Annotated in this window: 7 protein-coding genes; 3 read left to right on the top strand and 4 right to left on the bottom strand. The window is 71.4% G+C overall.

The features are described from left to right. The first annotated feature begins 14 nt into the window (after nt 1–14). Nucleotides 15–1,346 carry a histidine--tRNA ligase gene (gene hisS / locus QWI33_RS00490; protein WP_289953813.1) on the top strand — a complete coding sequence of 444 codons (1,332 nt, stop codon included), beginning with the start codon at nt 15–17 and terminating at the stop codon, nt 1,344–1,346. A 47-nt stretch (nt 1,347–1,393) separates the two neighbouring features. On the opposite strand, the gene QWI33_RS00485 is transcribed toward hisS, so the two are convergent. From QWI33_RS00485 to QWI33_RS00470, 4 genes are all read right to left on the bottom strand, one after another. Then, the gene (locus QWI33_RS00485) at nt 1,394–2,617 is read right to left on the bottom strand and encodes an NAD(P)/FAD-dependent oxidoreductase (protein ID WP_289953812.1); all 1,224 of its coding nucleotides are present in this window, start codon (nt 2,615–2,617) and stop codon (nt 1,394–1,396) included. Between the two features lie 91 nt (nt 2,618–2,708). Beyond that, nucleotides 2,709–3,656 (bottom strand): RNA polymerase sigma factor SigJ, encoded by a 948-nt coding sequence (gene sigJ / locus QWI33_RS00480; protein WP_289953810.1) that lies wholly within the window; start codon nt 3,654–3,656, stop codon nt 2,709–2,711. Between the two features lie 58 nt (nt 3,657–3,714). Next, nucleotides 3,715–4,554 (bottom strand): hypothetical protein, encoded by an 840-nt coding sequence (locus QWI33_RS00475; RefSeq protein WP_289953808.1) that lies wholly within the window; start codon nt 4,552–4,554, stop codon nt 3,715–3,717. Between the two features lie 168 nt (nt 4,555–4,722). Beyond that, nucleotides 4,723–5,727: a hypothetical protein gene (locus tag QWI33_RS00470; protein WP_289953807.1), complete on the bottom strand. Its 1,005-nt coding sequence runs from the start codon at nt 5,725–5,727 to the stop codon at nt 4,723–4,725. Between the two features lie 356 nt (nt 5,728–6,083). Between QWI33_RS00470 and gltB the strand changes: the two genes are divergently transcribed. Continuing rightward, nucleotides 6,084–10,595: a glutamate synthase large subunit gene (gltB, locus tag QWI33_RS00465; protein ID WP_289953805.1), complete on the top strand. Its 4,512-nt coding sequence runs from the start codon at nt 6,084–6,086 to the stop codon at nt 10,593–10,595. Beyond that, nucleotides 10,588–12,057 carry a glutamate synthase subunit beta gene (locus QWI33_RS00460; RefSeq protein ID WP_289953802.1) on the top strand — a complete coding sequence of 490 codons (1,470 nt, stop codon included), beginning with the start codon at nt 10,588–10,590 and terminating at the stop codon, nt 12,055–12,057. Before gltB ends, QWI33_RS00460 begins: the two co-directional genes overlap by 8 nt. Nucleotides 12,058–12,150: the final 93 nt, after the last annotated feature.

Genomic DNA, 12,150 nt, shown 5'->3' with positions numbered 1-12,150 from the left:
GCTAGGAGACCGCCATGTCACGACCCCAGCCGCTCTCGGGATTCCCCGAACTGCTGCCCCGGCAGCGGATCGTCGAGCAGCAGGTCGTCGACCATCTCCGCCGCGCCTTCGAACTCCACGGCTTCGCGAACCTCCAGACCCGCGCCGTCGAACCCATGGACCAGCTCCTGCGCAAGGGCGAGACCTCCAAGGAGGTCTACGTGCTGCGCCGCCTCCAGGCCGACGACACCGAGGCCACCGGAGACGACGCCCTCGGCCTCCACTTCGACCTGACCGTGCCCTTCGCGCGCTACGTCTTGGAGAACGCCGGGAAGCTCAACTTCCCGTTCCGCCGCTACCAGATCCAGCAGGTCTGGCGCGGCGAGCGCCCCCAGAGCGGGCGCTACCGCGAGTTCTGGCAGGCCGACATCGACATCGTCGACCTGGGCGAGCTGCCCGCGCACTACGAGGTCGAGGTCGCCCTCGTCGTCGCCGACGCCCTGCGCGGCCTGCCGCTGCCGAAGCTGCGCATGCACGTCAACAACCGCAAGCTCTCCCAGGGCTTCTACCAGGGCCTGGGCATCCGCGACACCGAAGAGGCGCTGCGGATCATCGACAAGCTCGACAAGATCGGGCACGACGCGGTCGCCAAGCTCCTCATCGACTCCGTGGACGCGACCCCCGAGCAGGCCGAGGCCTGCCTCAAGCTCGCCTCGATCAGCACCGCGGACACCTCCTTCGTGGAGGAGATCCGCGCCCTGGGCGTCACCGACCCGCTCCTCGAAGAGGGGCTGAGCGAACTCGCCGCGGTCGTCGCCGCCGTCGCCGAACAGGCCCCGGGCTTCGTGGTCGCGGACATGAAGATCGCGCGCGGCCTGGACTACTACACCGGCACGGTCTACGAGGTCTTCATCGAAGGCCAGGAGCACCTGGGCTCGGTCTGCTCGGGCGGGCGCTACGACAAGCTCGCCTCCGACGGCAAGCACACCTACCCCGGTGTGGGCCTGTCGATCGGCGTCTCGCGCCTCCTGGTGCCCCTGCTCCAGTCCGGCGCGCTCGACGCCAGCCGCGAGGTCCCCACCTGCGTCCTGGTCGCGCTGGCCAACGAGGACGAGCGCCCCGCCGCCAACGCCCTCGCCCAGCGGCTCCGCGGGCGCGGCGTTCCGACCCAGGTCTCGCCCTCGGCCGCGAAGTTCGGCAAGCAGATCAAGTTCGCCGACAAGCGCGGCATCCCCTTCGTGCTCTTCACCAATGACGAAGGCACGCAGATGAAGGACATCCGCTCCGGCGACCAGGCCACCGTCGACGTCGACGCCTGGGAGCCCCCGGCCGAGGACCTCCACCCGACCATCGTCGCCGCCCGATAGCGAGCGAGAAGGCGGGCGCCCGCCCGGGCGCCCGCCTTCTCCGTGCCCTAGGCGAGGGCTTCGACGGCGGCGCCGGTCGCGTTCGCGGTCGCGGCCTCGGTGACGTGCCTGCGGCGCACCGGGACGGCGAGGGTCGGGTTGGCGACGGCCCAGGCGGCGCCCTTGCAGATGAACTCCTTGTAGACCGCGGCGAGGCGGCCGCCGAGGTAGCCGTTCTTGGCCTGGTCGTCAGGGGTCACGAACTGGACGAGGCCGTCCTTGCGGCCCAGCGAGATGCACTGCTGGACGTAGGCGAGCGGCGCGCGGCCGGCCTTGCCGCCGGTGAGGCGGGCCGCGATGGTGTCGGCGGCCTGCCAGGCCATCGGGGTGCCCGAGGCGCACGACATGCGCAGCGGCTTCCCGGCGTCGCCGATCGCGTAGCCCGCGTCGCCGACGGCGTAGACGTCCGGGTGCGAGACCGAGCGCATGTCGCGGTCCACGACGATCTGGCCCCGGTCGGTGACCTCCATGGTGGTCGCGGCGGCGATCGGGTGGACCGCGAAGCCGGTGGTCCACACGGTGGCGGCGGCCGGGATCGTCCCGGTCTCGGTCGCCACCGCGTCGGCGGCGACGGCCGTGACGGCGGCGTGCTCGTGGACGGTGATGCCGAGCTTGGCGGCGACCTTGCGCAGGTGCGCCCGGGCCTTGGGCGCGAGCCAGTCGCCGAACTCGCCGCGGACGGCGATCGCGACGTCGAGATCGGGCCGGGCCTCGGCGATCTCGGTGACCGCCTCGATGCCGGTGAGGCCGCCGCCGACGACCACGACGGGCTGCCCGGCGTCCATGCGGGCCAGACGCTCCCGGAGCTTCAGCGCGCCGGGGCGGCTCGCGACCTCGTAGGCGTGCTCGGCGGTGCCGGGGACGCCCATGTCGTTCCAGCCGCTGCCGAGCGCGTAGACGAGCGTGTCGTACTCCAGCTCGGCGCCGCCGTCCGCGTCGATGACCGCGACGCGCTTGCGGTCGGCGTCGACCGCCGTGACCTTGGCGAGGCGCAGTTCGACGCCGGTGCCCGCCAGCATGTCGGCGAGCGGGCGCACCTTGAGGTCCTGCCCCGCGGCGACCTGGTGCATCCGGACGCGCTCGACGAAGTCGGGCTCGGCGTTGACGAGGGTGATCCGGACGTCCTCAGGGCCCACCCGGCGGGCGAGGCGACCGGCGGCGATGGCACCGGTGTAGCCGGCTCCGAGGACGATGATGCGGTGCCGCGTGCTGTGCTTCTGGCCGTCGAACATGGCGTGCTCCTGTCTGGTTCGGGTTCGCCACTTGAACCGGGCGGCCCCGCGATTCCTGACAGGAAGTGAGAGTGAAGCGCGTCACATCGTTTTAGAAGGCGGCGACCACGAGCGGTTCGCCGTGGTCGAGCGCGGCCCACTGGGCCGTCGCGCGTTCGAGCTTGTCCGGGTTGACCTGGTTGCGGAACGCGACGATGCCGTCCTCGCCGACCTCCAGGCACATGACGCCGACGACCCGGCCGTCGAGGACCGCGACCGCCGCGGGCTCGCCGTTGGCGGTCCAGGCGTAGACCTGCGGCGAGCCGCCGAGGATGGCGCGCTTGGCCTCCGCGGGCCTGAACAGGCCCCACAGGAACTTCGCGACCGCGCTCGCGCCCTGGAACGGCTTGGTGCGGGCGGGGACCTTCCCGCCGCCGTCGCCGATCGACACGGCGTTCTCGGTGAGCAGCTGCACCAGCGGCGCGACCGAGCCGCCGGTGGCGGCGGCCAGGAACTCCTCGACGATCCGGCGGGCGTCGGCCTCGTCGATCTCCTTGCGGGCCTTGCCGTCGGCGAGGTGCTTCTTGGCGCGGTGGTAGATCTGCTGGCTCGACGCCTCGGTGAGTTCGAGGAACCCGGCGATCTCGCGGTGCGTGTAGCCGAACGCCTCGCGCAGCACGTACACGCCGCGCTCCACCGGGGTCAGCCGCTCCATGAGGGTGAGCATCGCGAAGGACACCGACTCGCGCTGCTCGGCCGTGTCGGCCGGGCCGAGCATCGGGTCGCCCGCGAACAGCGGCTCCGGCAGCCATTCGCCCACATAGGTCTCACGCCGCGCCCGCGCGGACGTGAGCTGGTTGAGGCACAGGTTCGTGAGCACCTTCGTCAGCCACGCCTCCGGCACCTCGATGCGGTCGCGCTCGGCCGACTGCCAGCGCAGGAAGGCCTCCTGGACGGCGTCTTCGGCTTCGCTCGCGGAACCGAGGAGGCGGTAGGCGATGGCCTCCAGGCGGGGCCTGGAGGCCTCGAACCGGTCGAGTTCGGTCGCTGTGACGGGCATGGTCCGATCGTAGCCCGCGGACGGGTGCGACGGCCGAGACCGGCTGCGGGCCTGGGCCCTAGACCTCCTTCACGCAGTAGACCGCGGTGATCGAGTCGAGCTCGGGGTCCCAGTCGCGGCCGGCCGCGATCGCGGTGTCCGTGTAGTAGTAGTTCGTGTTGCCGCTGCCCGCGCAGGCGTCGGCGGCGGCGACCGAGTGGGCCGCGTCGGTCGGCTCGGGGTCCTCGGGGCTCTGGACGACCCGCAGGACCTCCCAGTAGGCCAGGTCGGACCCGCAGTCGACGACGTAGAAGCCCTCGGGGTTGTTCTCGATGCACTCGCCTTCGGCCGGAACGCGGTAGACGGACTCGCCCTCGGTGGTCGCCTCCTCGGTCGGCTCGGCGGCGCTGGTCTCCTCGGCCGCTTCGCTGGTCTCCTCCGCGGCGGTGGTGGTCTCCGCCGGGTCGGGGTCGTCGTCGCCGGTCATGCTGAGGCCCAGCATGATCCCGCCGCCGATGACGGCGATGACGACCACGACGAGGGTGATGATGAGCGGGGTGTTCGAGTTGCCGCCGGGCGGCGGGGGCGCGGCCTGGCCGGGCTGGAAGGCGCCGCCCGGCGGGCCCACCGGGGGCTGCTGGTAGCCGCCGGTCTGCGCGTACGCCGGGCCGGGGGAGTAGGGCTGCCCGGGAGGGGCGCTGCCGGGGTGGCTCGGGGCGGTCGGGTAGCCGGCGCCGGGGCCGTACGGGTCGGGGCGGGAGTACGGGTCGGCGTCGGTGGTGTAGTGCTGGGGTGCGGGCGAGGGCTGGCCGTATCCAGGCGACTGGTTGGGGTCGTAGGGGTTCGGCGGGGGATAGGTCATGGGGTTCTCCGTCGCGTGGCCGGGCTCGAGGGCGTCGTGGATGCGCTTGGGTTCCATCATATTGCTCGCTTGCGATGCCCTCGTCCCACCAGTCTCCGCAAGCGTTCGGCGCGACGGCGAGCGACGCGTCCGATTCCGGCAGGTACGCGGGCGGATCGGGGCCGCCGGGCACGCAGAAGGGCCGCCCCCGGGCGGGGGCGGCCCTGCCGCGTCAGGTCTCGCGGGCTACATGGTGGTGTAGCAGTAGATCGCGGTGACCGGGTTGTCGCTGGTGTCGAGGTCGAACGTGTCGGTCGACTTCTGGTTGAGCCAGGTGACCGACTCGCCGCCGGAGCACTCGGAGGTGCGGGCGACGATCTCGTCCTCGGTCATGACCGCGGGCGGGTCGACGAGGATGACGTCGTCGACCTGGTAGTAGGCGTCGGCCGCACCGCAGTCGACGCTGTACCAGTCGTCGGCGTCGTTGAAGCACTGGCCGGCGTCCGGCGTGCGCGGCGTCTGACCGGCGTCGTCGACCTTGTCGATCGCCTCCAGGCAGAAGGCGTAGTCGATGTAGTAGTCGCCCACCGTGTAGACGTAGTAGAAGTCCTTCCACAGCTGACCCGGGGTGCGGGCGAGGATCTCGTCGCCGCACATCGTGGTGAACTCGGAGAAGTCCGCGACGTCGCCCAGGGCGTCGGTCTCGGTGTCGATCGAGTCGTCGACCGAGGTGATCGTCCAGAACGCCGTGGGGTCGTCGCAGGGGACGATGAGGCTGTCGGTCGGGTCGTCGAGCGAGGTGTCGCTGGAGTCCCAGTCCTGGATCATGCAGTCGCCCGCGGCGGCGCTGGGGCTCATCTTCGAGTCGTCGAGCTCGTCGAGCGCCTCGCCGGCGCTGTCGCCGCCGGCGACCTTGACGAGGAAGTAGATGCCGAGGCCGATGACGACGAGGATCACGGGGACGATCTTCCACAGGAGGCCCTTGCCGGTCTCCTTGGCGAAGTCGCCGAAGCCGCCTCCGCCGCCCGCGCCGGGCGGCAGCGGGGGCGGGCCGTACGGGTTGCCCGGCTGCTGGGGCGGGTAACCGGGCTGCTGGGCGCCGTATCCGGGCTGCTGGGGCGGGTAACCCGGCTGGGACGGCTGGCCGTAGGGCTGCTGCGCCGGCGGGGGGGCGTACCCGCCCGGCTGCTGCGGCGGGTAGCCCGGCTGCTGCGGCTGCTGTCCGTAGCCAGGGGGCGGGGGATAGCTCATTGGTGCATTGCTCCTTGCGAACGTACTGTGGAAGGGGTGTCCCTGCACGGGGGATGGGCACCGCGCGAATATCAGCTCACTCTAACCACCGGCCGCCACCGGTTCGCGCCGCCCGCCCCACGTGTGCGAACGCGTTACGCGCCCATTACGGATCAGTTGCCCGGGGCTGCCGCACAAGTGAGAAAAACCGCTCGACCTGCTCGGATCGTAGGACGATGGTGTCCATCAGATGAGCGATGCATTACACTCGTCTGACACTTTGCATTCTCTCGGGCCGACGTCGTCCCGTTCGAAACACCGTAGTGCTCCGCGCCCCCACCTGCTGCTGGAGCCCTCGACGACGAAGGAGGCCACGGTTGCGTTCTGCCCTGAACTCAGAGCCCGGTCTTTACCGCCCCGCTTGGGAACACGACGCCTGCGGTGTCGCGTTCGTCGCGGACATGCAAGGCAGGGCGGCCCATAGTGTCATCGAGCACGGTCTCTCCGCGCTCGTGCGCATGGAGCACCGCGGCGCGACCGCCCCCGACCCCGATTCGGGCGACGGCGCCGGCATCATGCTGCAGATCCCCGACGCCTACTACCGCGCCGTGGTCGCGTTCCCGCTCCCCGAGGCCGGGCACTACGCCGCCGGCCTGGTCTTCACCCCTGAAGACGACGACGCGACCGCGCGCGCCCGCGCGATCGTGGAGAAGTACGCCGTCGCCGAAGGCTGCACCGTCCTCGGCTGGCGCGACGTGCCCACCGACGCCTCCGGCCTCGGCGCCGCCGCCCTGGCCTCCAAGCCGCGCGTCTCCCAGGTCTTCCTCGCCGCCGAGGACGGGTCCGCCGCCGGACTCGACCTCGACCGCCTCGCCTACGCCGTGCGCAAGCAGGCCGAGCGCGAACTGCGCGAACGCCACCTCGACGGCTCCGCGATCGTCGGCCTCTCGGCCCGCACCATCGTGTACAAGGGCATGCTCACGCCCGCGCAGGTCCCGCAGTTCTACCCCGAGCTGGCCGACGAGCGCCTCCAGAGCGCCATCGCCCTCGTCCACTCGCGGTTCTCCACGAACACGTTCCCGTCCTGGCCGCTCGCCCACCCGTTCCGGATGGTCGCGCACAACGGCGAGATCAACACCATCCGCGGCAACCGCAACTGGATGACCGCGCGCCAGGCCGAGCTCGCCACCGAGGCCCTGCCCGGCCGCCTGCGCCGCCTCTTCCCGATCAACACCCCGGGCGGCTCGGACTCCCTGAACTTCGACGAGGTCGTCGAGCTCCTGCACCTGGGCGGGCGCAGCCTGCCCCACGCGATGCTCATGATGATGCCGGAGGCCTGGGAGCACAACGCGACCATGGACCCCAAGCGCCGCGACTTCTACCGCTACCACGCCTCCATCATGGAGCCGTGGGACGGCCCCGCCGCGGTCTGCTTCACCGACGGCGTCCAGATCGGCGCGGTTCTCGACCGCAACGGCCTGCGCCCCGCCCGCTGGTGGCGCACCACCGACGACCTCGTCGTGCTCGCCTCCGAGTCCGGCGTGGTCGACATCGAGCCCTCCAAGGTCGCCCAGAAGGGCCGCCTCGAGCCGGGCCGCATGTTCCTCGTCGACACCGGCGCGGGCCGCATCCTCGACGACGAAGAGGTGAAGGACGCCCTCGCGAAGGAGCACCCCTACGGGGACTGGCTCCACGCCGGACTCATCCGCCTCGAAGAGCTGCCCGAGCGCGAGCCGGTCGGCTGGGACGCCGAGTCCCTGCGCCGCCGCCAGCTCACCTTCGGCTACACCGACGAGGAGGTGCGGCTCATCCTGGCGCCCATGGCGTCCAAGGGCGAGGAGCCGCTGGTCTCCATGGGCTCGGACACGCCCATCGCGGGCCTGTCCAAGCGCCCGAAGCTCCTGTTCGACTACTTCACGCAGCTGTTCGCGCAGGTCACCAACCCGCCGCTCGACGCGATCCGCGAGAAGCTCGTCACCGCGCTCGGCACCACGGTCGGCCCCGAGGGCAACCTCCTGGAGCCCGGCCCGCACTCGTGCCGCCAGATCGAGCTGGCGCGCCCGATCCTGTCGGACGAAGAGCTCGCCAAGATCCTCCACATCGACGAGGACGGCGACATGCCCGGCTTCAAAGCCGTGCGCGTCTCCGGCGTCTACAAGGCCCGCCACGGCTCGCGCGGCCTCAAGGACCGCCTGGTCGAGATCTGCCGCCACGTCTCCGAGGCCATCGAGGACGGCGTGCGCATCCTCGTGCTCTCCGACCGCGACTCCACCGCCGACCTCGCGCCGATCCCGTCGCTCCTGCTCACCGCCGCCGTGCACCAGCACCTCGTGCGCGAGCAGACCCGCACCAAGGTCGCGCTCCTGGTCGAGACCGGCGACTGCCGCACCGTGCACCACGCCGCGGTCCTCCTCGGCTACGGCGCCGCCGCCATCAACCCGTACCTCGCCTTCGACTCCATCGAAGAGCTGTGCGCGGAAGGCGTCGTCGACCTCGAACCGGCCCAGGCCGTCGAGAACTACATCAACGGCCTATGCAGCGGCGTCCTCAAGGTGATGTCGAAGATCGGCATCTCCACCGTCGCCTCCTACACCGGCGCGCAGATCTTCGAGGCCGTCGGCCTCGACGCGGACTTCGTCGACCGGTACTTCACCGGCACCGACTCCGCGATCGGCGGCATCGGCCTCCAGACCCTCGCCAAAGAGGTCGCCGAGCGCCACCGCTCCGCCTACGAGCGCCGGATCGAGACCTCCGAGCCGCTGCCCCCGGGCGGCGACTTCCAGTGGCGCCGCGAAGGCGAAGTGCACCTGTTCAACCCCGAGACGGTGTTCCTGCTCCAGCACGCCACCCGCTCGGGCCAGTACGACGTGTTCAAGCGCTACACCGAGAAGGTCAACGCCATCGCCGCCGACTCCGGTCTGCTGCGCGGCATGCTCGGCTTCGACGACTCCCGCCGGGCGGTCCCGCTCGACGAGGTCGAGCCGGTCGAGACCATCGTCAAGCGCTTCCACACCGGCGCGATGTCCTACGGCGCGCTCTCCGCGGAGTCCCACGAGACCCTCGCGATCGCCATGAACCGCCTCGGCGGGCGCTCCAACTCCGGCGAAGGCGGCGAAGCCGTCGACCGCCTCTACGACCCGCTGCGGCGCAGCGCCATCAAGCAGGTCGCCTCCGGCCGCTTCGGCGTCACCTCCGAGTACCTGGCCACCGCCGACGCCATCCAGATCAAGATGGCCCAGGGCGCCAAGCCCGGCGAGGGCGGCCAGCTGCCCGGGTACAAGGTCTATCCCTGGATCGCCGACACCCGCAACGCCACGCCCGGCGTGGGCCTCATCAGCCCGCCCCCGCACCACGACATCTACTCGATCGAGGACCTCGCCCAGCTCATCCACGACCTCAAGCACGCCGGAGGCGGCGACGCCGAGGTCCACGTGAAGCTCGTCTCGGAGACCGGCGTCGGCACCGTCGCCGCCGGCGTCTCCAAGGCCAAAGCGGACACCATCCTCATCTCCGGCTACGACGGCGGCACCGGCGCCTCCCCGTCCAACTCGATCAAGCACGCGGGCACCCCGTGGGAGATCGGGCTCGCCGAGGCCCAGCAGACCCTCATCCGCAACGGCCTGCGCGACCGCGTCAAGCTCGAAGTGGACGGCGCCATGAAGACCGGCCGTGACGTCGTCGTCGCCGCCCTCCTCGGCGCCGAAGGCTTCGGCTTCGCCACGGCCCCGCTCGTCGTCACCGGCTGCGTCATGATGCGCGTCTGCCACCTCGACACGTGTCCCGTGGGCGTCGCCACCCAGGACCCGCGCCTGCGCGAGCGCTACACCGGCGAACCCGAATTCGTGGAGAACTTCTTCCGCTACATCGCCGAAGAGGTCCGCGAGCTCCTCGCCGAACTCGGCTACCGGTCCCTCGACGAGGCGATCGGCGCGGTCGAGCGCCTCAAGCAGATTCCCGGACCGGGCCGCAAGGCCTCCCGCGTGGACCTCTCGAACGTCATCGCCGCCCCGGTCGAGGGCCCGCGCACGCAGGCCACCGTCCAGGACCACGGCGTCGAGGACACCCTGGGCGCCCGCATCGTCGAGATCGCCCGCCCCGCCATCGAGCAGGGCGAGCGGGTCGCGGCCGAACTCGAGATCCGCAACACCGACCGCTCCGTCGGCGCCCTCCTGGGCGCCGCGGTCTCCCGCGCGCACCGCGAGGGCCTCGCCGACGACACCGTGAACCTCACCTTCCGCGGCACCGCCGGGCAGTCCTTCGGCGCGTTCCTCACCCGCGGCGCGAGCTTCAAGCTCGTGGGCGACGCCAACGACTACGTCGGCAAGGGCCTCTCGGGCGGGCGCCTCGTGCTCACCCCCGACGCCGGAGCCCCGTTCAAGGCCGAGGAGAACGTCATCGCCGGCAACACGCTCCTCTATGGAGCGACCTCCGGCGAGGTCTTCATCCGCGGCAAGGTCGGCGAGCGCTTCGCCGTCCGCAACTCCGGCGCCGTCGCCGTCGTCGAAGGCGTGGGCGACCACGGCTGCGAGTACATGACCGGCGGCACCGTCCTCGTCCTCGGCCCCACCGGCCGCAACTTCGCCGCGGGCATGTCCGGCGGCGTCGCCTACGTGTGGCGCCTGGACGAGTCCCGCACCAACACCGCGCTGGCGGACCTGGACCCGCTGTCGGCCTCCGACATCGACCTGGTCCACTCGCTGCTGCTGCGCCACGGCCGGGCCACCGGCTCGGCGGTCGCGGCGGACCTGCTGGCCGAGTGGCCGCGGGCCGCGAGCGGCTTCACGAAGGTCATCCCCCGCGAGTACAAGGCCGTCCTCGCCCGTCAAGCCATTGACACGATCACGACCCGCACGCTCGTCCTGACCGAGAAGGAGGCCGCCAATGCCTGATCCGAGCGGATTCCTCGAGCACGGCCGCGCCGTGCCGAAGAAGCGTCCTGTGCCGGTGCGCATCCTCGACAACCGCGAGGTCTACACCCGCACCTCCAAGGAACTGGTGACGGCCCAGGCTTCGCGCTGCATGGACTGCGGCATCCCGTTCTGCCACAACGGCTGCCCGCTGGGGAACCGGATTCCCGAGTGGAACGACCTGGCCCGCACGGGCCGGTGGGGCGCGGCGATCGAGCAGCTGCACGCGACGAACAACTTCCCCGAGTTCACCGGGCGGCTCTGCCCCGCCCCGTGCGAGGCGGCGTGCGTGCTGGGCATCGGGGACGACCCGGTGACCATCAAGAACATCGAGGTCGAGATCATCGACCGCGCGTTCGACGATGCGAACGTCCGGCCGGAGCCGGCCGAGGCCTCCAGCGGCAAGTCCGTCGGCGTGGTCGGCTCGGGCCCGGCGGGCCTGGCGGCCGCCCAGCAGCTGGCCCGCGCGGGCCACGCGGTCACGGTGTACGAGCGCGACGACGCCCCCGGCGGCCTGCTGCGCTACGGCATCCCGGACTTCAAGCTGGAGAAGCACCAGATCGACCGCCGGGTCGAGCAGATGCGGGCCGAAGGCGTCGAGTTCGCGTGCAACGTCAACGTCGGCGTGGACATCACCGCCGAGGACCTGCGTGAACGCCACGACGCGGTGATCCTGGCCGTGGGCGCGCTCGAAGGCCGCGAGACCGAGCAGCCGGGCCGCGAGCTCGCGGGCATCCACCAGGCGATGGAGCACCTCGTGGGCGCCAACCAGGTGGTCGCGGGCAAGGCCCCGTTCGCGCCGATCGACGCCAAGGGCAAGCACGTCGTCATCATCGGCGGCGGCGACACCGGCGCGGACTGCCTGGGCGTGGCCCACCGGCAGGGCGCGGCCTCGGTGCGCCAGCTCGACCTGTACCCGACCCCGCCGGAGCTGCGCGACGCCGGCCGCGACCCGTGGCCGACCTGGCCGGTCATCGTGCGCAACTACCCGGCGCACGAAGAGGGCGGGGAGCGCAACTACGCGTCCGCCGCCGCCGAGTTCATCGGCGACGAGCACGGGCACGTGCGCCAGATGCGCTTCAGCGAGGTCCGGGTCGACAAGTCCCAGGGCCGCCGCGACATCCTCCCGGTCGAGGGCACCGAGCAGATCGTCCCCGCCGACCTCGTCCTGCTGGCCATCGGCTTCGCGGGCACCGAGGACCAGCCGCTGCTGCGGCAGTTCGGGATCGAGCGCTCGCGCCGCAACGTGATCGACTGCGGCGAGGACTGGCAGACGGACGCGCCCGGCGTGTTCGTCGCGGGCGACGCCCATCGTGGAGCCTCGCTCATCGTGTGGGCGATCGCCGAGGGCCGCGCCGCGGCCGCCGCGGCGCACCGCTTCCTCGGCGGGCAGACCGCGCTTCCGGCGCCGGTCGAATCGAACGCACAGGCACTCGCGGCGTAAGTGCAATAGGCGGAATTGAGCGCAGTAAATATGTACTCGCGCTCAATTCCGCCTATCTCCGATTTGCATTCCGGCAGCGGTGAATTCCACCTC

The organism is Glycomyces tritici, assembly GCF_030403505.1.
The sequence above is the reverse complement of the archived record's forward strand: the minus strand, read 5'-3'. Positions and strand labels throughout refer to the sequence as shown.